Here is a 23312-nt window from a genome sequence, read left to right on the forward strand (position 1 = left end):
TTGCTCGGTGCTGTCGCTCAGGCGAAGGCGAGCGGGCTCGGTGGCCCTCGGCGTCCCAGGGAGTGCACGAGCAGACGCGTGCGGAGGGTGGCGATGCGCTGAACCGGTCGCGGCAGGCGGCTTACCGTCGGGGCGAACCGGACCGTCACCGCGGCGGCGGCCAGCAGCAGCGGGCGGAAGGTGGAGGTGGCGAGCGCGGCCAGCAGCTGGGCCAGGGCCCGTTCGCCCCGGCGCAGCCAGGCGGCGGCCAGCAGCCCCACGCCGACATGCGCGGCCAGCAGCAGCCAGGCGGTCGAGGGGCCCGCGTGGGCGAGCAGCGACGCCACCCGGTCCGTGTCGGTGCCGGCCACCCGGGCCAGCGGGGTGCCCACGCCGTCACCGGCGCACAGCACGTCGAAGCCGACCGAGCGCAGCGGGCCGGCGACCGGGCCGCCCGCCCGGCCGTAACAGACCGTCTGGCCGGTGGTGAAGACCGTGTCGGCGGCCAGTTCCAGCGGGATCAGCAGGGCCGCGATCCGGGCGAAGCCGCGCTCGCGGCCTGCCAGCGCGTACGCGACGACGAAGACGGCGGCGGCGATCACGGCCACCGTCCCCATCGGCAGCGGGACCCTGGACAGCAGCACGTGCGACGCGCTGCTGAGCGTCACGACGAGTGCCGTGAACAGCGCCGCGCGTACGGCTCTGAGGTGGGTCCCGGATATGTCCATAGCGGAGGAGAGTGTGTCACGGACTCCTGTAAGAGGCCCCTAAAAGGTCCCTGTGAGCCCGTGCACTGTCCGAAGCGGTTGCCTAGAGGCCCGGAATCCGGCCGTTGCGGAACAGGTCGACGAAGACCTGGTGGTCGCTGCGCGCGCGTGCGCCGTACTCGTGGGCGAAGTCCACCAGGATGTCCGCGAAGCCGGCCTCGTCGGCCGCGATCACCGCGTCGATGGCCCGCTCCGTGGAGAAGGGCACCAGGGACTCGCCGGACTGGTCGTCCGCTGCGGCGTGCATCGTGGCCGTCGCCCGGCCCAGGTCGGCGACGACGGCCGCGATCTCCTCCGGGTCGTCGATGTCGCCCCAGTCCAGGTCCACGGCGTACGGCGACACCTCGGCGACCAGCTGACCGCGGCCGTCCAGCTCGGTCCAGCCCAGCCACGGGTCGGCGTGGTCCTGGAGGGCGCGCTGCGAGATCACCGTGCGATGGCCCTCGTGCTGGAAGTAGCCGCGGATCTCCGGGTCGGTGATGTGCCGGGAGACGGCCGGGGTCTGGGCCTGCTTGATGTAGATCACCACATCGTTCTCCAGGGCGTCCGTGGCGCCCTCCAGAAGGATGTTGTACGAGGGCAGCCCGGCCGAGCCGATGCCGATGCCGCGTCGGCCGACGACGTCCTTCACCCGGTACGAGTCCGGGCGGCTCAGGGACGACTCCGGCAGCGTCTCCAGATAGCCGTCGAAGGCGGCCAGCACCTTGTAGCGCGTGGCCGCGTCCAGCTCGATGGAGCCGCCGCCCGGCGCGAAGCGGCGCTCGAAGTCGCGGATCTCCGTCATCGAGTCGAGCAGCCCGAACCGGGTCAGCGAGCGCGCGTCGCGCAGCGCGTCCAGCAGCGGTCCCTGGGCGGTGTCCAGGGTGAACGGCGGCACCTCGTCGCTCTTCGCGCCGGTCGCGAGGGCGCGGATGCGCTCGCGGTACGCGCCCGCGTACGTCCGCACGAGCTCGCTGATCTGCTCGTCGGAGAGCGCCTTCGCGTATCCGATGAGGGCCAGGGAGGCGGCGAGGCGCTTGAGGTCCCAGGTGAAGGGGCCGACGTACGCCTCGTCGAAGTCGTTGACGTTGAAGATCAGGCGCCCCTGGGCGTCCATGTACGTGCCGAAGTTCTCCGCGTGCAGGTCGCCGTGGATCCACACGCGCGCGGTGCGGTCGTCCAGGTACGGTCCGCCCCGCTTTTCCGCCTCCAGGTCGTGGTAGAAGAGGCACGCCGTACCCCGGTAGAACGCGAACGCGGAGGCCGCCATCTTGCGGAACTTCACGCGGAACGCGGCCGGGTCGGCGGCCAGGAGCTCGCCGAACGCGGTGTCGAACACGGTGAGGATCTCCTCGCCGCGGTGCTCGGCGCTGAGCTGCGGAACCGACATCGCTGGGTGCCTCCTGGTGCAGGTGATGCAAGACGAATGGGGCCGGACAGGCCGACCGGGGAGACGAATGACTCCGTCGTCCCTCCAACGTCCGAAGGTACGCCGGAGTGCCCACGACCCGCCCACGAAGGTACCGGGGGAGACGCCTCCCGCTGTCAGTGCCGAGGCTTAGACTTCGTCGCTGTCCCCCCAGACTGCCCGCAGCCTGTCGCCGAGTGTTTTCCATGGAGGCCACGCCGTGTCAAAGCCGCCGTTCACGCACCTGCACGTCCACACCCAGTACTCGCTGCTGGACGGTGCCGCGCGGCTCAAGGACATGTTCGACGCGTGCAACGAGATGGGCATGTCCCATATCGCCATGTCCGACCACGGCAACCTCCATGGGGCGTACGACTTCTTCCACACCGCCAAGAAGGCGGGTGTCACACCGATCATCGGCATCGAGGCGTACGTGGCGCCGGAGTCGCGGCGCAACAAGCGCAAGATCCGGTGGGGTCAGCCGCACCAGAAGCGCGACGACGTGTCCGGTTCGGGTGGTTACACGCACAAGACGATCTGGGCGGCCAACTCGACGGGTCTGCACAATCTCTTCCGGCTGTCCTCGGACGCGTACGCGGAGGGCTGGCTGCAGAAGTGGCCGCGGATGGACAAGGAGACCATCTCCCAGTGGTCCGAGGGGCTCATCGCCTCCACCGGCTGCCCGTCCGGTGAGCTCCAGACCCGGCTGCGCCTGGGTCAGTTCGACGAGGCGCTGAAGGCGGCCTCCGAGTACCAGGACATCTTCGGCAAGGACCGTTACTTCCTGGAGCTGATGGACCACGGCATCGAGATCGAACACCGGGTCCGTGACGGCCTCCTGGAGATCGGCAAGAAGCTCGGCATCCCGCCCCTCGTGACGAACGACTCGCACTACACGTACCCGCACGAGTCGGTCGCGCACGACGCGCTGCTGTGCATCCAGACCGGCAAGAACATCTCCGACCCGGACCGCTTCAAGTTCGACGGCACCGGCTACTACCTCAAGTCCACGGACGAGATGTACGCCGTCGACTCCTCGGACGCCTGGCAGGAGGGCTGTGCCAACACCCTCCTGGTGGCCGAACAGATCGACACCTCCGGCATGTTCGAGGCGAAGAATCTCATGCCGAGGTTCGACATCCCGGACGGCTTCACCGAGATCACCTGGTTCCAGGAGGAGGTCCGGCTCGGCATGAACCGCCGCTTCCCCGGCGGCGTCCCCGACGACCGCCAGAAGCAGGCGGAGTACGAGATGGACGTCATCATCCAGATGGGGTTCCCGGGGTACTTCCTCGTCGTCGCCGACTTCATCATGTGGGCCAAGAAGCAGGGCATCGCGGTCGGTCCGGGCCGTGGTTCGGCGGCCGGTTCGATCGTCGCGTACGCCATGGGCATCACCGACCTCGACCCGATCCCGCACGGTCTGATCTTCGAGCGGTTCCTCAACCCCGAGCGCGTCTCCATGCCCGACGTCGACATCGACTTCGACGAACGTCGGCGCGTCGAGGTGATCCGGTACGTCACCGAGAAGTACGGCGCCGACAAGGTCGCCATGATCGGCACGTACGGCAAGATCAAGGCGAAGAACGCCATCAAGGACTCCGCGCGCGTGCTGGGCTACCCGTACGCGATGGGCGACCGGCTCACCAAGGCCATGCCCGCCGACGTCCTGGGCAAGGGCATCGACCTCAACGGCATCACCGACCCCTCGCACCCGCGCTACAGCGAGGCCGGCGAGATCAGGGCGATGTACGAGAACGAGCCGGATGTGAAGAAGGTCATCGACACCGCCAAGGGCGTCGAGGGCCTGGTCCGGCAGATGGGTGTGCACGCGGCCGGCGTCATCATGTCCAGCGAGCCCATCGTCGACCACGCCCCCGTCTGGGTGCGGCACACGGACGGCGTGACCATCACACAGTGGGACTACCCGCAGTGCGAGTCGCTCGGCCTGCTCAAGATGGACTTCCTGGGCCTGCGCAACCTGACCATCATGGACGACGCCGTCAAGATGGTGAAGCTCAACAAGGGCGTCGAACTCGACCTGCTGGGCCTGCCGCTCGACGACCCGAAGACCTTCGAACTGCTCCAGCGCGGCGACACACTCGGCGTCTTCCAGTTCGACGGCGGACCCATGCGCTCACTGCTGCGCCTGATGAAGCCCGACAACTTCGAGGACATCTCCGCCGTCTCGGCGCTCTACCGTCCCGGCCCGATGGGCATGGACTCGCACACCAACTACGCGCTGCGCAAGAACAAGCTCCAGGAGATCACCCCGATCCACAAGGAGCTGGAGGAGCCTCTGCAGGAGGTTCTGGCGGTCACCTACGGTCTGATCGTCTACCAGGAGCAGGTGCAGAAGGCCGCCCAGATCATCGCCGGGTACTCACTCGGCGAGGCCGACATCCTGCGCCGCGTGATGGGCAAGAAGAAGCCCGACGAGCTGGCCAAGAACTTCACCATCTTCCAGGCCGGCGCCAAGAAGAACGGCTACAGCGACGAGGCGATCAAGGCCCTGTGGGACGTCCTGGTCCCCTTCGCCGGATACGCCTTCAACAAGGCCCACTCGGCCGCGTACGGGCTGGTCTCCTACTGGACCGCTTATCTGAAGGCGAACTACCCGGCCGAATACATGGCGGGTCTGCTCACCTCGGTCAAGGACGACAAGGACAAGTCCGCGATCTATCTGAACGAGTGCCGACGCATGGGCATCAAGGTGCTCCCGCCCAACGTCAACGAGTCGATGTCCAACTTCGCCGCGCAGGGCGACGACGTGATCCTCTTCGGCCTGTCCGCGGTGCGCAACGTCGGTACCAACGTCGTCGAGTCGGTCATCAAGTCCCGCAACGCCAAGGGGAAGTACGCCTCCTTCCCCGACTACCTCGACAAGGTCGAGGCCGTCGTCTGCAACAAGCGGACCACGGAATCGCTGATCAAGGCCGGCGCGTTCGACAGCATGGGGCACACCCGCAAGGGCCTCACCGCGCACTTCGAGCCGATGATCGACAACGTGGTCGCGGTGAAGAGGAAAGAGGCCGAAGGGCAGTTCGACCTCTTCGGCGGCATGGGCGAGGAGGACACCAGCGAGCCCGGTTTCGGTCTCGACGTCGAGTTCACCACCGACGAGTGGGACAAGGCCTATCTCCTCGCCCAGGAGCGGGAGATGCTCGGCCTGTACGTCTCCGACCACCCCCTCTTCGGCCTGGAACACGTCCTCTCCGACAAGGCCGACGCCGGTATCTCCCAGCTCACCGGAGGTGAGCACGCCGACGGCGCGGTCGTCACCATCGGCGGCATCATCTCCGGCCTCCAGCGCAAGATGACCAAGCAGGGCAACGCCTGGGCCATCGCCACCGTCGAGGACCTCGCCGGTTCCATCGAGTGCATGTTCTTCCCGGCGACCTACCAGCTGGTGTCGACCCAACTCGTCGAGGATGCCGTCGTGTTCGTCAAGGGACGGCTCGACAAGCGCGAGGACGTGCCCCGCCTGGTCGCGATGGAACTCCAGGTCCCCGACCTGTCCAACGCGGGCACCAACGCCCCCGTGATCCTCACCATCCCCGCGTTGAAGGTCACCCCGCCGATGATCAGCAGGCTCGGCGAGATCCTCAGTCACCACAAGGGCGAGAGCGAGGTCCGCATCCGGCTCCAGGGACCGAGCAAGACGACGGTGCTGCGGCTCGACCGCCACCGGGTGAAGCCGGACCCGGCACTCTTCGGTGACCTGAAGGTGCTGCTCGGACCGTCCTGTCTCGCGGGCTGACCACGAGATGTGAGTGAGGGGCGCACCCGGATCCGGGTGCGCCCCTCACTGTCACTGGGCTTCAACAGCCCGTTGTTCAGATGCCTGTCGTACTCAGTGGCGGCTCAGTTGTGGCCGAAGCGCTTCTGCCGGCCCTTGCGTGCCATATCACCGGGAGTCACCTGGGCGGCGCGCTGCTCGGCCTGCGACTCCAGCGAGGAGGACTTCGCCTGCTCGGTACCGCGCTCGGCCTGTGACGCCGGTTCGTGGCGGCGACTCTGCTTCTTGTTCTTGGCCATGGTGATCTTCCTCCTGAGGGGGATCTAGGGGCCAGGACCAAATTCAGATTCACACGGCCCGACAAAGCGTGCATGTCGGAGAATTACCGTGCGTAATAAGGTCGAGTCGTGCGGCGAGACGTACGGCCGACGCGGGAAACGCCACGCCGAAGATCGAGTTCGGGCCGTTAACCTCCGCGCGGTCGGGCAGACTCGAAGCAAGCCCGAAGCAAACCCCCCGGAAAGAGGGTGGATCGCGTGGACCGCTGCATCGTCCTGGTGGACGCCGGGTATCTGCTCGGGGCCGCGGCGAGTCTTCTCGCCGGAGAGCCCTCGCGGTCCCGGATCACCGTCGACCACCCCGCCCTCATCCAGGGCCTGCGAGAACGCGCCGAGTCGGACACCGAACGGCCACTGCTGCGCATCTACTGGTTCGACGGCGCCCCCGACCGGGTGCCCCAGCCCGAGCACCGCAGGCTCCGCGTGATGCCCAGGGTCACCGTCCGGCTCGGCGCCCTGACCCGCAGCGACGGACGGTGGGCCCAGAAGGGCGTCGACGCCGCGATGCACGCCGAGCTGACCGAGCTGGCCCGCAACCGCGCCTGCTCCGACATCGTCCTCGTGACCGGCGACGGCGATCTGCTGCCGGGCATGATGGCCGCCAAGGAGCACGGAGTCGCCGTACACCTGTGGGCCGTGCAGGCCGCCGACGGCGACTACAACCAGTCCGAGGACCTGGTCGCCGAGGCCGACGAGCGGCGCGTCCTCGACCGTACGTGGATCACCAAGGCCGTACGGGCCAAGGAACTCGGCGGGATCTGCGCGCCGCAGCCCGTGCCCCGGCCCGAGATCGCCGCGATCCTGTCCGCGCCGCTGCCCGAGTCGTCGCACGCGCAGGCCGCCGAGCGGGCCGCCGACGAGCGACAGGAGCACGCGACGGCCCCGGACGCGCAGAACGGCGTGCAGGAGCGCGTGCCCGCACCCAAGGGCGTACCGACCCCCAAGGACCTGGCCGCGCTGCGGGCCCCCGGCGCCCAGTCCGCCCAGCATCCCGCGAGCGCCACCCTGCGCTGGTCCTCCGACAAGGGCTGGGTCGACCGGCCGGGCGTGGCCTCCGAGCCCCCCGACATCGCCTCCATGCCGACGCTGGCCCAGCTCACCTCGGCCGAGCAGCGCTGGGCGGACCGCGAGGAGGACATCACCACGGTCGGCGGTGATCCGTACGAGGTCGGACAGGTGTTCGCACGCCGCTGGATGGAACGCATGCCCGAACCTGCCCAGCTGCAGAAACTGTCCACGATGTACCCCCGTATCCCGCACCGCATCGACGGCGAGCTGCTGCGCTATGCCGCCCGTTTCGGTCTGCTCGCCCACAAGGACGACCAGATCGACGAGCATGACCGGTACGCGATCAGGGCCGGTTTCTGGCGCGAGATCGACGTCCGTACGGCTGCGGAGCACGCGCCCGCCGGGGAGTGAGCGGCCCTTAATGGGGAAGGGCCGGGCGGGGGTTGGATTTCAGGCGGAGTCGGGCACCCCGTACTCTCGTCCTTCGTGAGTACGAGCACGGCACACGCAGCCCGACACGGTGACGATGTCGTGTGCGCGGTGCGCGATCTCACCAAGACCTATTCCGCGGTACGCGGCCGGCGCGGCGCCCCCGGAACACCCGAGGTGCGGGCCACCGACGCCGTGGAGCTGGACGTCCGACGCGGTGAGATCTTCGGCCTGCTCGGGCCGAACGGCGCCGGCAAGTCGACCCTCGTCCGGCAGATCACCGGGCTGATGCGCCCCGACCGGGGCAGCGTCGAGATCCTGGGCCACGACGTCGTGCGCCACCCCGAGCGGGCGGCGCGCATCCTCGCCTATCTCGGCCAGGAGTCCAGCGCCCTCGACGAACTGACCGTCTCGCTCGCCGTCGAGACCACCGCGCGACTGCGCGGCCTGGAGGTACGGCAGGCGCGCGCGGAACGGGACGAGGTCCTGGAGGAACTGGGGCTCACAGCACTGGCCGCCCGTCCCATCCGCAAGCTGTCCGGTGGGCAGCGGCGGCTCGCATGCTTCGCCACCGCGCTGGTCGGGGAACGGCCGCTGCTCGTCCTCGACGAGCCGACGACCGGGATGGATCCGGTGGCGCGCCGGGCCGTGTGGTCGGCGGTCGACCGGCGGCGCGCCGAGCGCGGTACGACGGTGCTGCTGGTCACGCACAACGTGATCGAGGCGGAGACGGTTCTCGACCGGGTGGCTGTTCTCGACCGGGGGCGCGTGATCGCGTGCGACACCCCGGCCGGACTGAAGGAGCAGGTCGCGGGGGAAGTGCGCGTCGATCTCGTGTGGCGGGAGTCGGCGCCGCTGCATGTCCCCGAGGTCGCCGCGCTGCGGGACCGGGCCGTCGAGTCGGGGCGCAGGTGGACGTTGCGGCTGGCGCCCGAGGAGGCCCGCGCGGCTGTCGCCACGGTCACCGGCGGGGCCGCGTTCACCGCGCTGGACGACTTCACACTGGCCACGCCGAGCCTGGAGGACGTGTATCTGGCGCTCGGGGGGAATGTGCAGGGGCTGGTGAAGGCGTGAGCTGCATGAGCGTGGGCGGCTTCGGATCCGTACGGGTGGGTGTGCGGGCGCTGGTGGGGGAGAGGGCGGCTGTCATGACCGGGACGAAGAGGAGCAGCTCGACGTGAGTTTCGTACCCGCCGAGGTGCTGCCGGGCAGCGCCCTGGCCGTGGAGGAGACGCCCGCGCGCCGCGCGAGCGCCGAGCTCGGGCCGCGTGCGCGGCTGTGGCCCGCGCTGGTCGCGGTGTACCGGGCGCAGCTGTCCCGGGCCCGCGTCGCGCGGATTCCGCTGCTGTTCGTGGCGACCTTCCAGTCCGTCGGGATCATGATCCTGATGCGGGGGGTCGTGGACGGGGGCGGGGAGGCTCGGGCCGTGGTGGCCGGGGCGTCCGTGCTTGTTGTGGCTTTTGTCGCGTTGAATCTGCTCGCTCAGTACTTCGGGCAGTTGCGGGCCAGCGGCGGGCTCGACCACTACGCCACGCTGCCGGTGCCGCCCGCGTCCGTGGTGCTGGGGGCGGCGGGGGCGTACGCCTCCTTCACCGTGCCGGGGACCGTGGTCACGGCGGTGTTCGGGTGCCTGCTGTACGGGTTGCCGCTGACGCATCTGTGGGTGCTCGCCCTGGTGATCCCGCTCGCGGGGGCCGCGCTCGCCGGGCTCGGCGCCGCGTTCGGACTGCTCGCACCGCGGCCGGAACTGGCCACGCTGCTCGGGCAGTTGGGAATGTCGGCGGCGCTGCTGCTGGGGGTGCTGCCGGCGGAGCGGATGCCGGGGGTGGTGCGGTTCGCGCGGGATCTGCTGCCTTCGACGTACGGCGTGGAGGCCTTCGCCCGGACCTTCGGGCCGGATCCCGACTGGGCCTTCGTGTTCGGTGACCTCGCCGTGTGCGCGGGGGTCGGGGTGGTCTCGCTGGCCGTCGCGACCTGGGCGTACCGTCGGGCGGCCGTCCGGTGACGCGCCGCACAGACGGGCCTGGCACGATGGCAGTGTGACCGCACCGCTGACTCCCCCTCCGCCGCCGCATCAAGAGCCCTCGCGTGAACGTGAGGATGCCTCGCAGCCGCAGCAGCCCCTGCAGCAGCAGCCCTCGCTCCAGCAGGCTCCGGACGGCCGGCCCCGCCAGTTCTGGCCGGAGCCGTCCGGGGGAAGCGGGTTCGCACCGGCGTACGGACAGGACGGCCCCGGGATGAAGACCGAACTGCGGGAGGCCGCCGTCGTCACGGTGGCGGTGGCGCTCGGTGGAGTGCTGCTCGGTCTGCTGTGGTGGTGGCTGGCCCCGAGCGTGCCGTTGGTCGGGGACATCGTCGAGAACCGCTGGGTCGTGTACGTCAAGGACAGCGAGGGCGAGCAGGCGATCGGGGTCGACGGAACGTTCACTCTGCTGGCGTTGGCGCTGGGCGCGGTGAGTGCGCTGGGGGCGTTCCTGGTGCGGCGGCGCGGGGGGGTGCCGCTGGTGGTCGCGCTGACGGTCGGGGGGGTGCTCGGGTCGGTGCTGGCGTGGCGGCTGGGGGTGTGGCTCGGGCCCGCGCAGGATGTGATCGCCCATGCGAAGGATGCGGGTCGGGGGGTTACGTTCTCGGCGCCGTTGAAGCTGGGGGCGAAGGGGGCGTTGCTGGTGTGGTCCGTGGCGGCGATGGTGGTGCATCTGGGGTTGACGGGGTTGTTCGGGCCTCGGGATCCGGAAGCGGTGCCGCCGGCGTAGGTGGGTTTTTCGCCCCCGCCGCCCCTACCCGTCCCATCCCTGGGGGCTGCGCCCCCAGACCCCCGCTGTCGGCCCTGAACGGGCCTTGTCCTCAAACGCCGGACGGGCTGGAAGTGCGGGAGATCGGGGCCCTTGTCGCCTGGGTGAGGGTGGTGAGGTCGTCGGGGGACAGTTCGACCTCCAGGCCTCGCCGGCCCGCCGAGACGCAGATCGTGGGGTGGGCGTCCGCCGATGTGTCCAGGACCGTCCGGAGCTTCTTGCGCTGGCCCAGGGGGGAGATGCCACCCCTTACATAGCCCGTCGTGCGTTCCGCCAGGGTGGGGTCCGCCATTGACGCTCGTTTGCCCGACACCGCCGTCGCCAGCGCCTTCAGGTCCAGCTGGCCCGCCACGGGGACCACCGCGACCGTCAGCACCCCGTCGACGTCCGCCACCAGGGTCTTGAAGACGCGCTCCGGCGACACCCCCATCGCCTCGGCGGCCTCCTCGCCGTACGAGGGATGCGCGGGGTCGTGTTCGTACGCGTGCACCTTGTACGTGACGCCCGCCGCCGTCAGTGCCACCGTCGCCGGTGTTCCGCCCGACTGCTGCTGCTTCTGCTTCTTCGCCATTGCTGCTCCCCTCAGTTGAGGCTTGTCGGGGCGCGTGTCAGTTCCGCCGCGGGCAGCGACGGGAGATTGCGGATGATCGCCGTCTCCGTACGCAGGAGTTTCAGTTCCTCGCGGAGACGGGACGACGTGTCCGGGGCCTGGAGCAGGCGCTGCTTCGACGGGGTGTCCAGCATCATCGCCGCCGCCACCAGGTACGACACCACCGACGGTTCGTCGGGGAGGTCGGCGCCCGTCGACAGGGAGCGTTCCCGCGCGCCCGCCAGGCGTTTCTGGTACTGGCGGAAGGCTCTCAGGACGCCTTCTGCCAGCGCGCCCGCCTCGTCGCCGGGGGATTCCTCCAGCTCCTCCAGTTCCGCCGTCAGGAACGGGCCCGACGCGTCCACCGACACCAGCCGCGCCCGGGTCGTACCGGTGGCCAGAACCTCGAACGTGCCGTCCGCGCGTTCCCTGATCGTCGCTGCGTCGGCCACGCACCCCACGGAGTGGAACGCCTTGACCGGGTCGTCGCCGAAGCCCGCGGTGGGCCCGCGTTCGGGCGTCGCCGTCTGGTCGGGCAGGCCCTGCGCGCTGGGTGCCACCTCGTGGCCGTCGCGGATCGTCACGACGGCGAACCGGCGTGGTTCGTCCTCGGGGGTCTTCAGAAGTTCGCGCATCATGGCGCGATATCGCTCCTCGAAGATGTTCAGCGGGAGGACGAGTCCCGGGAACAGCACCGAGTTGAGCGGGAAGAGGGGCAGCCGGACGATGGTCACGACGGGAAAGCCTAATGGTCGCCGGGGTGGGCGCGTCCGCCGTGCTCACTCCGTGGATGACCGGCGCAGGCCGCGCAGCGGGCGGCGGGTGCGTTCCGGTGGATCTCCTCGCGGGCTTCGAGGAACCTGCCGAGGGGGTCGTCCGAGAACCGGTCCCAGGGGAAGGATGTGGTGTACGGGCCGGTCAGGCGCAGTTGGAGGAGTGCGTCCTGCCAGCGGTCGAGCGCGATCAGGACGTATGTGAGCAGGTTGCGCAGCTCGGCCGGCCACGGGTCCGCCGCCGGGTGAGTCGCCGACAGCGCGATGGCCGTGTCCGCCGCCGCGTCCAGGCGGTACCGGTCCACCACCGGTCCGCCGTCGCCCTCGGTCAGGTAGGCGAAGGCCGCGTGCAGGGGCAGCGTCTGGACGAGCGAGCCGGGCAGGGCGTCCTGCGCGGCCCGCTCGGCGAAGTCGAAGCACTCGCGGTGCGAGCCGCGTCCGCCCGAGGACCGGAAGGAGCCCGTGGACAGGTACTGGAGCGCCGCCACATGGCAGCCGTAGTGGTGCGGGGAGCGGCGTACGGCCTCGCCCCAGAGCCTCTCGAACTCGCCGTGGTCCGCGTCGCTGCCCCGAGCCCGGTCCAGTGCGATGCGCCAGGGCACCGGGTCCCGCGGGTCGCCCGCCGCGGCCGCCTCGACCAACGGGCCCGTCTGCAGCAGGAGTTCGGCCCGGGCGGGGGACTCCCAGGCGTGCACCACGGCCAGTTCGGCCGCCACCAGCAGCGCGTCCGGGTCGTGCGGGGCGGCGGCACGCCAGGACGTGAACCACTCGGCGCGGGCGTGCGCGAACGCGGCCAGCCGGACCACGTACCGGTCGCGGTTCTCCCAGTCGGTCGTGGCGCGGGTGGCGGCCAGCAGATCGGCGGCGGGCCCGTACTCGCCCCGGCCTGCCGCGACCAGGGCGGGGCCGAGCCGGGCGTCGGGCGCGTCGAGCAGTACCTCGTCGTCGGCGGGCAGTCCGGCGGTGGCGAGGAGTGGAGACGGCGGAGTGTTCCGTTCCGTCCTGGTGGCACGGAGGAACGCACGCAGCGAAGCCATGGTGTCGACCATTGAAAGGCGCAGGTCGGGGCCGCGCCAGACCAAATGCGCACCCTATTTTTAGTTGTACGGTCCGAGGTGAGGGGATGGTGAAGAAAAGTGAACCCTGCTCAGCTTCTGCGCAGCGTCCGGGTCGCCCCCGCCGCCACCGTCGTCGCCAGGACCCAGCCCAGCATGATGATCGCGGCGGCCAGCCACTGCCAGCCGCCGCGCAGCTGCCAGAACCCGACCTGGCCCAGATCGATCACCGGGAGAAGCAGGTCGAGGGCGAAGAGAGAGGGGTTCCACGGCGGGTGCTCCCCGCTTTTCAGCGGTGGATGGCTCGCGTGCGCGAACGCCACCGAACTCGCCGCCCACAGCACCGCCATCCACACGGCGGCCCGGCCGGGCCGGTACCCGTAGGCGACCGTCCAGTCCTGCACGTACCCCCACAGCTTCGCCGCCGGCGGCAGGGTCTCGCGGCGCCGGCGCTGCTTGGCGAGCAGCACCTCGCGCGCGTCCTCGTCCTCACCGCCGTTGCGCAGCACGGTGGCCAGCCGCTCGTACGGCTCCGGGCTGTACTCGGCGGTCGCCGCCGCCACCCACGCCAGCCGCTCCGCCGGCGGGAACGGCCCCTGCGGTACGAGGTTCTCGTACCCGAAGCCGCCCATGTGCAGGTTGCCCGGCCCTGGCCAACTGCCCGCCCGGTCCATGAGGTTGACGACCTTGGCCCCCGACAGCACCACCTTGCCGCGCTCCGGCCGCTCCCCGAGGAAGCGCAGTTCGGGCGTCTGCACCCGGCGCAGCGACAGTTCCTGGTCGTCGGTGAAGGTGAGACGGGCGCGTTCGAGGTCGACGGCGTCGCCGAACCGGCCGTCGTCCAGCCGGATCCCGCCCTCGCACTCGAAGCGCTGGATACGCGTCCCGCGCGCGGGGGTCGTGCCACTGGTCAGGATCGGGTTCCAGACGCCCGCGGGGGTCAGATACAGCGTGCGGCCCACGGTCAGCTGGGGGGCGTTGAGCGCGAGTCTCCCGTAGGGGTTGGTGAGCCGGCTGCCGCGCAGGCTCAGCGAGACACCGATCGTCGCACCGCGCAGGCTCAGCTCGCCGTGTGATTCCAGCATCTCCGCCTGGAGGTCCTGGCCGACGTTCATGCCGTCCCCGACCAGCGAGCGTCCGCGCCGGTCCCGGTAGACGACGGCCTGGTTGAGCAGCAGATCCGTACCGATGTGCGCGTCGGTGAGGCGTACGCCGTTGTGGAAGCGGCAGCGGGGGAGGTGCAGATCGCCCTCGGTGTGCACCCGGGCCGCCTCCAGCCTCGGCACCGAGCAGTCCACCAGCCGTACGGTCGTGAAGCGGGCCTCCGGCAGCAGGATCTCCTTCTCGAACCGGCAGCCCTTCAGCTCGACGTACGGCTCGACCGTGCCGCCCGCCAGATCCAGCGTGCCGCTGATCTGCACGCCGGTCAGCTTGAGGGACGACACGCGCCCCGCGAGCGCGGGCGGGCCGTCGAGGAGCAGCCAGCACACGATGCGGGCCCGTACGGTCCGGTCGGCGCCCCAGGGATGGCCGCCGTGCGGATCGTCGACGACGGTGTCGCCGCTGCTCAGGTCGTACACGCTGCCGTTGCGGAAGGCCTGCCACATGCCGACCTCGGCGGCGCTCAGATCGTCCGGCGGTTCCCCCGTGGTCTGCGAGTCCCCCGTACGGATGCCGGCACCCTCTGTCACGACGTTTTCCCACTCCTCCCCGTGTCACCAGGTGTTACCAACAGGGTTAGTACAACCGTTCTGCCCGCTCAGTAACCCTCTGAACTCAAGACGCGACAGTGATCTTCCAAGTTCCCGTGCAGGCCCCGAGGAGCGATTCGCAACGCTCTGTATCAGCCACTGATACGCGCGAACAACGCCCGATCGACGTCTGAGAGAATTGACCCCGTGCTGCAACATTTCTCGATGGCTCGAATCGATCTGCGCGGCGACGCCCTCCCTGAGGGACCCGCCCTGCGCGACCTGCTGCCCCGAGCGGACTTCGACGTCTCGGCGGCCCTGGAGAAGGTGCGTCCGATCTGCGAGGCCGTGCATCATCGGGGCGACGCGGCGCTGATCGACTTCGCCGAGAAGTTCGACGGCGTCCGGCTGGAATCGGTACGCGTGCCCGTCCAGGCCCTCGCCGACGCGCTGGAGCAGCTCGACCCGGCCGTCCGCGCGGCCCTGGAGGAGTCCATCCGGCGCACGCGTCTCGTCCACCGCGAGCAGCGCCGTACGACCCACACGACCCAGGTCGTGCCCGGCGGCTCGGTCACCGAGAAGTGGGTGCCCGTGGACCGGGTCGGGCTCTACGCGCCCGGCGGCCGGTCCGTGTACCCGTCCTCCGTGATCATGAATGTCGTGCCCGCGCAGGAAGCGGGCGTCGAGTCCATCGCCCTCGCTTCCCCCGCCCAGGCCGAGTTCGACGGGTTGCCGCACCCGACCATCCTCGCCGCCTGCGCGCTCCTCGGCGTCGACGAGGTGTACGCGGCCGGTGGCGCCACCGCCGTCGCGATGTTCGCGTACGGCACCGAGTCCTGCGCGCCCGCCAACATGGTGACCGGCCCCGGCAACATCTGGGTCGCCGCCGCCAAGCGGTACTTCGCGGGCAAGATCGGCATCGACACCGAGGCCGGCCCGACCGAGATCGCGATCCTCGCCGACGACACCGCCGACCCGGTGCACGTCGCCGCCGACCTGATCAGCCAGGCCGAGCACGACCCGCTGGCCGCCGCCGTCCTCGTCACGGACTCCGTGGCGCTCGCGGACGCGGTCGAGAAGGAGCTGGAACCGCAGGTCGCGGCCACCAAGCACATCGAGGACCGCATCGCCCCGGCGCTGGCCGGCCGGCAGTCCGCGATCGTCGTCGTCGACGGCGTCGAGGAGGGGCTGCGGGTCGTCGACGCGTACGGCGCCGAGCACCTGGAGATCCAGACCGCGGACGCGGCGGCCGTGGCCGACCGGGTGCGTAACGCCGGCGCGATCTTCGTCGGGCCCTGGTCACCGGTCTCGCTCGGCGACTACGCGGCCGGCTCCAACCACGTCCTGCCGACCGGCGGCTGCGCCTGCCACTCCTCAGGCCTGTCCGTCCAGTCCTTCCTGCGCGGCATCCACATCGTCGACTACACGCGGGACGCGCTGGCCGACGTGGCGCAGCACGTGGTGACGCTGGCGGAGGCGGAGGACCTGCCCGCACATGGCGCGGCGGTCAAGGCAAGGTTCGGGTGGAAGGTGCCTGAGAGCAAGTGAACTTCGGAATCGACGATCTTCCCGTACGGGACGAGCTGCGCGGCAAGTCGCCGTACGGCGCGCCCCAACTCGACGTCCCCGTGCGGCTGAACACCAACGAGAACCCCTACCCGCTGCCCGAACCGCTCGTCGAGCGGATCGCCGAGCGGGTGCGCGAGGCGGCCCGGAACCTCAACCGTTACCCCGACCGGGAAGCCGTGGAGCTGCGCACGCAGCTCGCCAGGTACCTGACGGACACCTCCGGGCACGAGGTCGGCCTCGCCAACGTCTGGGCTGCCAACGGCTCCAACGAGGTCATCCAGCAGCTGCTCCAGACCTTCGGCGGGCCCGGCCGTACCGCGATCGGCTTCGAGCCGTCGTACTCGATGCACGGGCTCATCGCGCGCGGGACGGGCACCGGTTGGATCTCCGGTCCCCGCAACGAGGACTTCACGATCGATCTCGCGGCGGCCGAGAAGGCCATCGCCGAGCACCGGCCCGACGTCGTCTTCGTCACCACCCCCAACAACCCCACAGGGAACGCGGTCCCGCGCGAGACGGTCCTCGCCCTGTACGAGGCCGCTCAGGCCGCAGGGCCCTCGATGGTGGTCGTCGACGAGGCGTACATCGAGTTCAGCCACGGCGACTCACTGCTGCCGCTGATCGAAGGACGGCCGAATCTCGTCGTCTCGCGGACGATGTCGAAGGCGTTCGGGGCGGCGGGCCTGCGCCTCGGCTACCTCGCCGCGCACCCGGCCGTAGTCGACGCCGTGCAGCTCGTACGACTGCCCTACCACCTGTCGGCCGTGACGCAGGCGACCGCTCTGGCCGCCCTGGAGTACACCGAGACGCTGCTGAAGTACGTCGAGCAGCTGAAGGCCGAGCGGGACCGGCTGGTCGCCGAACTGCGTGCCATCGGGTTCGACGTCACCGAGTCGGACGCCAACTTCGTGCAGTTCGGCACCTTCGCGGACTCCCACACGGCCTGGCAGAAGATCCTCGACCAGGGCGTCCTGGTACGGGACAACGGCGTACCGGGGTGGCTGCGGGTCTCCGCCGGAACTCCCGCCGAAAACGACGCGTTCCTCGACGCGGTACGTGAACTGAAGAAAGCGCAGGAAGAGTCATGAGCCGCGTCGGACGCGTGGAGCGCACCACCAAGGAGACATCGGTCCTCGTCGAGATCGATCTCGACGGCACCGGCAAGGTCGAGGTGTCGACGGGCGTCGGCTTCTACGACCACATGCTCGACCAGCTCGGCCGGCACGGTCTGTTCGACCTGACCGTGAAGACCGAGGGCGACCTGCACATCGACTCGCACCACACCATCGAGGACAGCGCCCTCGCCCTCGGCGCCGCCTTCAAGCAGGCCCTCGGCGACAAGGTGGGGATCTACCGCTTCGGGAACTGCACGGTCCCGCTGGACGAGTCCCTCGCCCAGGTCACCGTCGACCTGTCCGGCCGCCCCTACCTCGTGCACACCGAGCCCGAGAAGATGGCGCCGATGATCGGCGAGTACGACACCACGATGACCCGGCACATCCTGGAGTCCTTCGTCGCCCAGGCCCAGATCGCGCTGCACGTGCACGTGCCCTACGGGCGCAACGCGCACCACATCGTGGAGTGCCAGTTCAAGGCCCTCGCGAGGGCGCTGCGCTACGCCTCCGAGCGTGACCCGCGCGCGGCGGGCATCCTCCCCTCCACGAAGGGCGCCCTGTAAGCCATGAGCGGCCTCTCCACCATCCTGATCGTCGTCGGACTCTTCCTGCTCGGCGGGATCTACTCCTTCGTCAAGCAGAAGATGCCGATGAGCCTCATCGTGCTGCTCTCGATAGGCGCCGCGATGTGTCTGGTCGCCGGAGTCATGAGGCTGGAGGTCTGGAATTGAGCGCGTCCAAAGCGTCCAAGAAGGTCGTCGTCTTCGACTACGGCTTCGGAAACGTGAGGTCCGCCGAACGCGCTCTCGCGCGCGCGGGCGCCGACGTCGAGATAACGCGTGACTTCGACACGGCCATGAACGCGGACGGGCTGCTGGTGCCGGGCGTCGGCGCCTTCGCCGCCTGTATGCAGGGCCTCAAGGAGGCGCGCGGCGACTGGATCGTCGGACGCCGGCTGTCCGGCGGGCGACCCGTGATGGGCATCTGCGTGGGCATGCAGATCCTCTTCGCGCGCGGTATCGAGCACGGCGTCGAGACCGAGGGCCTCGACGAGTGGCCCGGCTCGGTCGAGCCGCTGCAGGCCGACATCGTGCCCCACATGGGCTGGAACACCGTCGAGGCCCCCGCGGACTCCCAGCTCTTCGCGGGCCTGGACGCCGAGGCGCGCTTCTACTTCGTCCACTCGTACGCCGTCCACGACTGGTCCCTGGAGACCACGAACCCGGTGATGCGAGCCCCCAAGGTCACCTGGTCGACGCACGGCAAGCCCTTTGTGGCGGCCGTCGAGAACGGCGCCCTGTGGGCCACCCAGTTCCACCCCGAGAAGTCCGGCGATGCCGGAGCGCAGCTGCTGAACAACTGGATCGGAACCCTCTGATGCCCTCGATGCCTTCCGTGAAGCTCGAACTCCTCCCCGCCGTCGACGTCCGAGACGGCCAGGCAGTCCGCCTCGTGCACGGCGAGTCCGGTACGGAGACCTCGTACGGCTCCCCCCTGGAGGCCGCCCTCGCCTGGCAGCGCTCCGGTGCCGAATGGCTGCACCTGGTCGACCTGGACGCGGCGTTCGGCACCGGCGACAACCGCAAGCTGATCGCCGAGGTCGCCGGGGCGATGGACATCAAGGTGGAGCTGTCCGGCGGCATCCGCGACGACGACACGCTGGCCGCGGCCCTCGCCACCGGCTGCACCCGGGTGAATCTCGGCACGGCCGCCCTGGAGACCCCGGAGTGGGTCGCCAAGGTCATCGCCGAGCACGGCGACAAGATCGCGGTCGGCCTGGACGTACGAGGAACCACACTCCGCGGACGCGGCTGGACCCGGGACGGCGGCGACCTCTACGAGACGCTGGAGCGCCTCAACTCCGAGGGCTGCGCACGGTATGTCGTGACCGACATCGCCAAGGACGGCACGCTCCAGGGCCCGAACCTGGAGCTGCTCAGGAACGTCTGCGCGGCGACCGACCGGCCCGTCGTCGCCTCCGGCGGCGTCTCGTCCCTGGACGACCTGCGGGCCATCGCCGAGCTGGTGCCACTCGGTGTCGAGGGCTCCATCGTCGGGAAGGCCCTGTACGCGAAGGCGTTCACCCTGGAAGAGGCCTTGGAGGCGGTGGCCAAGTGAGCGACGTACGGCGTGTCACGACCGGTGCGCCCTGGGAGGACACCTTCGGGTACTCCCGCGCGGTGGAACTGCCGAACGGCTTGGTGCTGGTCTCCGGCTGCACGTCGATAGTGGACGGCCAGATCGCCGGCGGCGGCCCGTACGAGCAGACGGTCAACGCCTTCAACGTCGCGTTCGCGGCGCTGGAGCAACTGGGTCTCGGGCGCGGCGATGTCGTGCGCACGCGCATGTACATCACCCACGCGCGGGACGTGGACGACGTCGGGCGCGCTCACAAGGAGCTGTTCGACGCCGTCCGGCCCGCCGCATCCATGATCATCGTCGCCGGCCTCGTGGACCCCAGTCTGGTCGTCGAGGTCGAGGTGGAAGCGTTCCGAGGGGTGTCCACAGCATGACCCTTGCCGTACGAGTCATCCCCTGCCTGGACGTGGACAACGGCCGGGTCGTCAAGGGTGTCAACTTCCAGAACCTGCGCGACGCGGGCGACCCCGTCGAGATGGCCAAGGTGTACGACGCCGAGGGCGCAGACGAACTGACGTTCCTGGACATCACCGCCTCGTCGGGCAACCGCGAGACCACCTACGACGTGGTCCGGCGCACCGCCGAGCAGGTGTTCATCCCGCTCACCGTGGGCGGCGGGGTGCGCGCGGCCGAGGACGTCGACAAGCTGCTGCGCGCCGGCGCCGACAAGGTCGGCGTCAACACGGCCGCCATCGCGCGTCCGGAGCTCATCCGCGAGATCGCCGAGCGGTTCGGCCGACAGGTGCTGGTGCTGTCCGTGGACGCCCGCCGCACCGAATCGGGCTCCTTCGAGGTCACCACCCACGGCGGCCGACGCGGTACCGGCATCGATGCCGTCGAATGGGCCCACCAGGCCGCCGAACTGGGCGCCGGCGAGATCCTGCTCAACTCGATGGACGCGGACGGCACCAAGGACGGCTACGACATCGAGATGATCGAGGCCGTACGCAAGCACGTGCGCGTGCCGCTGATCGCCAGCGGGGGAGCGGGGCGGCTGGCCGACTTCGCGCCGGCCGTCGCGGCGGGCGCGGACGCCGTCCTGGCGGCGTCCGTCTTCCACTTCGGGGATCTGCGGATCGGGCAGGTGAAGGGGGCGCTGCGCGCGGCTGGGCATCCTGTTCGCTGACACGCGGTTCTTAGGCCGCGGGCCCGGTGGGGGCTGGGCGCGCCCCGCGGCGGAGCCGCAGATCGGATACAGCCCCGCGCCCCTGTCGGGGGCGCGTTTCCGCGCCCTCCTCAGATGCCCAGCTGCTTCGACTCGTGCAGCTTTGCGATCGCGTCCTTGTCGCCTTCCAGCTCCACGTCGGCGGCGTTCTGCCGGCCGTATGCGAACAGCAGCAGCTCGGACGGCTCGCCGGTCACCGTGACCACCGGAGTGCCGCGGTGGGCGACTGCCGTCTGGCCGTCCGGACGGCGCAGCACCAGGCCCGTCGCCGCACCGCGGCCCGTCAGACGGGCGGTGCGCTCCAGACGGGACCACAGGGCGTCCTGGAAGACCGGGTCCAGTTCGCGGGGCGTCCAGTCGGGCCGCGCCCGGCGTACGTCCTCCGTGTGGACGTAGAACTCGACCGTGTTCGACGCCTCGTCGACCTGCTTCAGCGAGAACGGCGAGAAGCGCGGCGGGCCGGTACGGATCAGCTGGATCAGCTCCTCGTACGGCTTGTCGGCGAACTCCGCCATCACCCGCTCAAGACGGGAGCCGAGCTGCTTGATCAGCAGACCGCCGGCGGCGTCCGGGCGGCGCTCGCGCACCACCACGTGAGCGGCGAGATCACGGCCCCGCCAGCCCTCGCACAGCGTCGGGGCGTCGGGACCCTCGGTCTCCAACAGGTCGGCGAGAAGAAGTCGTTCACGCTTCGCGTAGGTAGACATGCCAGCAAGCCTACGACCGCCCGCACGGTCCGCCCAATGGACATCCCGCAGGGCTGTCAGTGTGGCGCGGCACAATGGCCCCATGACCAGCAGCACGCCCCCGCCCAGCAGGACCGGCGGCCCCAGCCCCCTGGCCCCGGAGATCGCCGCGCGCCTCAAGCGCGGCCCCGACGGGCTCGTCCCCGCCGTCGCCCAGCAGTACGACACCGGTGAGGTGCTCATGCTCGGCTGGATGGACGACGAGGCGCTGCACCGCACCCTGACCACCGGCCGCTGCACCTACTGGTCGCGCAGCCGCCAGGAGTACTGGGTCAAGGGCGACACCTCCGGCCACTTCCAGCACGTCAAGTCCGTCGCCCTCGACTGCGACGCCGACACCGTGCTCGTCAAGGTCGACCAGGTGGGCGCCGCCTGCCACACCGGCGCGCGGACCTGCTTCGACGCCGACGTCCTGCTCGACGTGTCGTTCGAGGACGCCGATTCCGGCGTACTCCCACAGGGTCAGTAAGGTCAGCCGCCATGGACCTCGAGACCTTCCGCAAGCTGGCCACCGACCGGCGCGTCATCCCCGTCACCCGCAAGCTCCTCGCCGACGGCGACACCCCGGTGGCGCTCTACCGCAAGCTCGCCGCCGAACGCCCCGGCACCTTCCTGCTGGAGTCCGCCGAGAACGGTCTCTCCTGGTCCCGCTACTCCTTCGTCGGCGTCCGCTCCAGCGCCACCCTCACGGCCCGCGACGGCCAGGCCCACTGGCTCGGAACCCCGCCCGTCGGCGTGCCCGTCGAGGGTGACCCGCTCGCCGCCCTGCGCGCCACCATCGAGACCCTCCACACCCCCCACCAGGAGGGCCTGCCGCCCTTCACCGGCGGCATGGTCGGCTACCTCGGATACGACATCGTGCGCCGCCTGGAGAAGATCGGCCCCGGCGAGCGCGACGACCTCAAGCTGCCCGAGCTGACCATGCTGCTCACCAGCGACCTGGCCGTCATGGACCACTGGGAGGGCTCGGTCCTGCTGATCGCCAACGCGATCAACCACAACGACCTCGACACGGGCGTCGACGAGGCCTACGCCGACGCCGTGGCCCGCCTCGACGCCATGCAGGCCGACCTCTCGCGCGCGGTCTCCCAGCCGCCCGCCCAGCTCCCGCCCTCCGAACTCCCCGAGTACACGGCCCTGTGGGGCGGCCCCGACTACCAGGTGGCCGTCGAGGACATCAAGGAGCGCATCCGGGCCGGGGAGGCCTTCCAGGTGGTCCCCTCCCAGCGCTTCGAAACACCGTGCACGGCAAGCGCGTTGGACGTCTACCGGGTCCTGCGCGCCACCAACCCGTCCCCGTACATGTACCTGTTCCGCTTCGACGGGTTCGACGTCGTCGGATCGTCCCCCGAGGCCCTCGTCAAGGTCGAGGACGGGCGTGCGATGGTGCACCCCATCGCGGGCACCCGGCATCGCGGGGCGACCCCGCAGGAGGACCAGGCACTGGCCGAGGAACTGCTCGCCGACCCCAAGGAGCGCGCCGAGCACCTCATGCTCGTCGACCTCGGGCGCAACGACCTCGGCCGGGTCTGCGAGCCAGGCTCCGTCGAGGTCGTCGACTTCATGTCCGTCGAGCGGTACTCGCACGTCATGCACATCGTCTCGACCGTCACCGGCCGCGTGGCACCCGGCCGCACGGCCTTCGACGTCCTGACGGCCTGCTTCCCGGCCGGCACGCTCTCCGGAGCGCCCAAGCCGCGCGCGATGCAGATCATCGACGAACTGGAGCCGTCCAGGCGGGGGCTGTACGGCGGCGCCGTCGGCTATCTCGACTTCGCCGGCGACTCCGACACCGCCATCGCCATCCGCACGGCCCTCCTGCGGGACGGCACGGCCTACGTCCAGGCGGGCGCCGGCGTCGTCGCGGACTCCGACCCGGTCGCGGAGGACAACGAGTGCCGCAACAAGGCGGCGGCGGTCCTGCGCGCGGTCCACACGGCGAACCGGCTCGGCCAGTAGGCGGTTTCCTGGCCGCGTTCTGGCCATTTCCTGCCCATGAGTGTCCGAATGGGGCGCTTCTCACGTGAGCCC

Annotated in this window: 23 protein-coding genes; 15 read left to right on the forward strand and 8 right to left on the reverse strand. The window is 70.2% G+C overall.

What is annotated here, in order from left to right; genetic code table 11:
- Positions 1–17 precede the first annotated feature (17 nt).
- Positions 18–707: a hypothetical protein gene (locus tag OG734_RS36625; protein WP_330291716.1), complete on the reverse strand. Its 690-nt coding sequence runs from the start codon at positions 705–707 to the stop codon at positions 18–20.
- Positions 708–789: 82 nt separating this feature from the next.
- A complete protein-coding gene (locus OG734_RS36630; protein ID WP_330291717.1) occupies positions 790–2115 on the reverse strand; it encodes a DUF2252 domain-containing protein in 1326 nt (441 codons plus the stop codon).
- 238 nt (positions 2116–2353) lie between these two features.
- Here OG734_RS36630 and dnaE point away from each other — a divergent pair, with 238 nt between their 5' ends.
- Positions 2354–5893: a DNA polymerase III subunit alpha gene (dnaE, locus tag OG734_RS36635; protein WP_330291718.1), complete on the forward strand. Its 3540-nt coding sequence runs from the start codon at positions 2354–2356 to the stop codon at positions 5891–5893.
- A 104-nt stretch (positions 5894–5997) separates the two neighbouring features.
- On the opposite strand, the gene OG734_RS36640 is transcribed toward dnaE, so the two are convergent.
- Complete coding sequence (locus OG734_RS36640; RefSeq protein ID WP_330291719.1) at positions 5998–6171, reverse strand: hypothetical protein; 174 nt, start codon at positions 6169–6171, stop codon at positions 5998–6000.
- Between the two features lie 237 nt (positions 6172–6408).
- On the opposite strand from OG734_RS36640, the gene OG734_RS36645 reads away from it, so the two are divergent.
- The 4 genes from OG734_RS36645 (at position 6409) to OG734_RS36660 (ending at position 10400) form a co-directional block, all read left to right on the forward strand.
- Positions 6409–7629 (forward strand): NYN domain-containing protein, encoded by a 1221-nt coding sequence (locus OG734_RS36645; protein ID WP_330291720.1) that lies wholly within the window; start codon positions 6409–6411, stop codon positions 7627–7629.
- A gap of 120 nt (positions 7630–7749) precedes the next feature.
- Positions 7750–8721 carry an ABC transporter ATP-binding protein gene (locus OG734_RS36650; protein WP_330293923.1) on the forward strand — a complete coding sequence of 324 codons (972 nt, stop codon included), beginning with the start codon at positions 7750–7752 and terminating at the stop codon, positions 8719–8721.
- 103 nt (positions 8722–8824) lie between these two features.
- On the forward strand, positions 8825–9652 hold the full coding sequence (locus OG734_RS36655; RefSeq protein WP_330291721.1) for an ABC transporter permease: 828 nt from the start codon (positions 8825–8827) through the stop codon (positions 9650–9652).
- A 34-nt stretch (positions 9653–9686) separates the two neighbouring features.
- Positions 9687–10400 carry a hypothetical protein gene (locus tag OG734_RS36660; RefSeq protein WP_330291722.1) on the forward strand — a complete coding sequence of 238 codons (714 nt, stop codon included), beginning with the start codon at positions 9687–9689 and terminating at the stop codon, positions 10398–10400.
- Between the two features lie 91 nt (positions 10401–10491).
- Here OG734_RS36660 and ybaK read toward each other — a convergent pair whose 3' ends face one another.
- The 4 genes from ybaK to OG734_RS36680 all read right to left on the reverse strand — a co-directional run bounded on the left by ybaK (position 10492) and on the right by OG734_RS36680 (position 14547).
- A complete protein-coding gene (ybaK, locus tag OG734_RS36665; protein WP_330291723.1) occupies positions 10492–11010 on the reverse strand; it encodes a Cys-tRNA(Pro) deacylase in 519 nt (172 codons plus the stop codon).
- Positions 11011–11021: 11 nt separating this feature from the next.
- Entirely contained in the window at positions 11022–11762 is a 741-nt protein-coding gene (locus OG734_RS36670) for an LON peptidase substrate-binding domain-containing protein (protein WP_330291724.1), read from the reverse strand.
- Between the two features lie 11 nt (positions 11763–11773).
- Positions 11774–12850 (reverse strand): hypothetical protein, encoded by a 1077-nt coding sequence (locus tag OG734_RS36675; protein WP_330293924.1) that lies wholly within the window; start codon positions 12848–12850, stop codon positions 11774–11776.
- Between the two features lie 98 nt (positions 12851–12948).
- Positions 12949–14547: an oxidoreductase gene (locus tag OG734_RS36680; RefSeq protein ID WP_330291725.1), complete on the reverse strand. Its 1599-nt coding sequence runs from the start codon at positions 14545–14547 to the stop codon at positions 12949–12951.
- Positions 14548–14772: 225 nt separating this feature from the next.
- Here OG734_RS36680 and hisD point away from each other — a divergent pair, with 225 nt between their 5' ends.
- Genes hisD through hisF form a run of 8 tightly spaced genes read left to right on the forward strand, consistent with a single transcriptional unit; the run spans position 14773 to position 20496 of the window.
- Positions 14773–16095: a histidinol dehydrogenase gene (hisD, locus tag OG734_RS36685; RefSeq protein WP_330291726.1), complete on the forward strand. Its 1323-nt coding sequence runs from the start codon at positions 14773–14775 to the stop codon at positions 16093–16095.
- Positions 16092–17204, forward strand: a complete 1113-nt coding sequence (locus OG734_RS36690; protein WP_330291727.1) for a histidinol-phosphate transaminase — start codon at positions 16092–16094, stop codon at positions 17202–17204. The genes hisD and OG734_RS36690 overlap by 4 nt, the downstream gene beginning before the upstream one ends.
- Complete coding sequence (gene hisB, locus OG734_RS36695) at positions 17201–17794, forward strand: imidazoleglycerol-phosphate dehydratase HisB (RefSeq protein WP_330291728.1); 594 nt, start codon at positions 17201–17203, stop codon at positions 17792–17794. Before OG734_RS36690 ends, hisB begins: the two co-directional genes overlap by 4 nt.
- A gap of 3 nt (positions 17795–17797) precedes the next feature.
- Positions 17798–17962 carry a hypothetical protein gene (locus OG734_RS36700; protein WP_203690639.1) on the forward strand — a complete coding sequence of 55 codons (165 nt, stop codon included), beginning with the start codon at positions 17798–17800 and terminating at the stop codon, positions 17960–17962.
- On the forward strand, positions 17959–18609 hold the full coding sequence (hisH, locus tag OG734_RS36705) for an imidazole glycerol phosphate synthase subunit HisH (RefSeq protein ID WP_443064983.1): 651 nt from the start codon (positions 17959–17961) through the stop codon (positions 18607–18609). Before OG734_RS36700 ends, hisH begins: the two co-directional genes overlap by 4 nt.
- Before the next feature lie 8 nt (positions 18610–18617).
- Positions 18618–19349 carry a bifunctional 1-(5-phosphoribosyl)-5-((5-phosphoribosylamino)methylideneamino)imidazole-4-carboxamide isomerase/phosphoribosylanthranilate isomerase PriA gene (gene priA, locus OG734_RS36710; RefSeq protein WP_330291729.1) on the forward strand — a complete coding sequence of 244 codons (732 nt, stop codon included), beginning with the start codon at positions 18618–18620 and terminating at the stop codon, positions 19347–19349.
- Positions 19346–19744, forward strand: coding sequence for a RidA family protein (locus OG734_RS36715; protein ID WP_330291730.1), 399 nt, complete (start codon positions 19346–19348; stop codon positions 19742–19744). Before priA ends, OG734_RS36715 begins: the two co-directional genes overlap by 4 nt.
- Positions 19741–20496, forward strand: coding sequence for an imidazole glycerol phosphate synthase subunit HisF (hisF, locus tag OG734_RS36720; protein ID WP_330291731.1), 756 nt, complete (start codon positions 19741–19743; stop codon positions 20494–20496). The genes OG734_RS36715 and hisF overlap by 4 nt, the downstream gene beginning before the upstream one ends.
- 110 nt (positions 20497–20606) lie before the next feature.
- Here hisF and OG734_RS36725 read toward each other — a convergent pair whose 3' ends face one another.
- Positions 20607–21242 (reverse strand): TIGR03085 family metal-binding protein, encoded by a 636-nt coding sequence (locus tag OG734_RS36725; RefSeq protein ID WP_330291732.1) that lies wholly within the window; start codon positions 21240–21242, stop codon positions 20607–20609.
- Positions 21243–21324: 82 nt separating this feature from the next.
- Here OG734_RS36725 and hisI point away from each other — a divergent pair, with 82 nt between their 5' ends.
- Together hisI and OG734_RS36735 are read left to right on the forward strand one after the other, a co-directional pair.
- Entirely contained in the window at positions 21325–21750 is a 426-nt protein-coding gene (gene hisI / locus OG734_RS36730; RefSeq protein WP_330291733.1) for a phosphoribosyl-AMP cyclohydrolase, read from the forward strand.
- An 11-nt stretch (positions 21751–21761) separates the two neighbouring features.
- Positions 21762–23240 carry an anthranilate synthase component I gene (locus OG734_RS36735; RefSeq protein ID WP_330291734.1) on the forward strand — a complete coding sequence of 493 codons (1479 nt, stop codon included), beginning with the start codon at positions 21762–21764 and terminating at the stop codon, positions 23238–23240.
- Positions 23241–23312 lie beyond the last annotated feature (72 nt).

This window comes from Streptomyces sp. NBC_00576, from assembly GCF_036345175.1.
GTDB lineage: Bacteria > Actinomycetota > Actinomycetes > Streptomycetales > Streptomycetaceae > Streptomyces.

What these genes read in the sequence shown, in the direction of transcription:
- OG734_RS36735 (WP_330291734.1), top strand. Translation starts at nt 21,762, where the DNA reads ATGGACCTCGAGACCTTCCGCAAGCTGGCCACCGACCGGCGCGTCATC.
- OG734_RS36675 (WP_330293924.1), bottom strand. Translation starts at nt 12,850, where the DNA reads ATGGTCGACACCATGGCTTCGCTGCGTGCGTTCCTCCGTGCCACCAGG.
- OG734_RS36630 (WP_330291717.1), bottom strand. Translation starts at nt 2,115, where the DNA reads ATGTCGGTTCCGCAGCTCAGCGCCGAGCACCGCGGCGAGGAGATCCTC.
- ybaK (WP_330291723.1), bottom strand. Translation starts at nt 11,010, where the DNA reads ATGGCGAAGAAGCAGAAGCAGCAGCAGTCGGGCGGAACACCGGCGACG.
- OG734_RS36625 (WP_330291716.1), bottom strand. Translation starts at nt 707, where the DNA reads ATGGACATATCCGGGACCCACCTCAGAGCCGTACGCGCGGCGCTGTTC.
- hisI (WP_330291733.1), top strand. Translation starts at nt 21,325, where the DNA reads ATGACCAGCAGCACGCCCCCGCCCAGCAGGACCGGCGGCCCCAGCCCC.
- hisF (WP_330291731.1), top strand. Translation starts at nt 19,741, where the DNA reads ATGACCCTTGCCGTACGAGTCATCCCCTGCCTGGACGTGGACAACGGC.
- OG734_RS36725 (WP_330291732.1), bottom strand. Translation starts at nt 21,242, where the DNA reads ATGTCTACCTACGCGAAGCGTGAACGACTTCTTCTCGCCGACCTGTTG.
- hisB (WP_330291728.1), top strand. Translation starts at nt 17,201, where the DNA reads ATGAGCCGCGTCGGACGCGTGGAGCGCACCACCAAGGAGACATCGGTC.
- hisD (WP_330291726.1), top strand. Translation starts at nt 14,773, where the DNA reads ATGGCTCGAATCGATCTGCGCGGCGACGCCCTCCCTGAGGGACCCGCC.
- priA (WP_330291729.1), top strand. Translation starts at nt 18,618, where the DNA reads ATGCCTTCCGTGAAGCTCGAACTCCTCCCCGCCGTCGACGTCCGAGAC.
- OG734_RS36700 (WP_203690639.1), top strand. Translation starts at nt 17,798, where the DNA reads ATGAGCGGCCTCTCCACCATCCTGATCGTCGTCGGACTCTTCCTGCTC.
- OG734_RS36640 (WP_330291719.1), bottom strand. Translation starts at nt 6,171, where the DNA reads ATGGCCAAGAACAAGAAGCAGAGTCGCCGCCACGAACCGGCGTCACAG.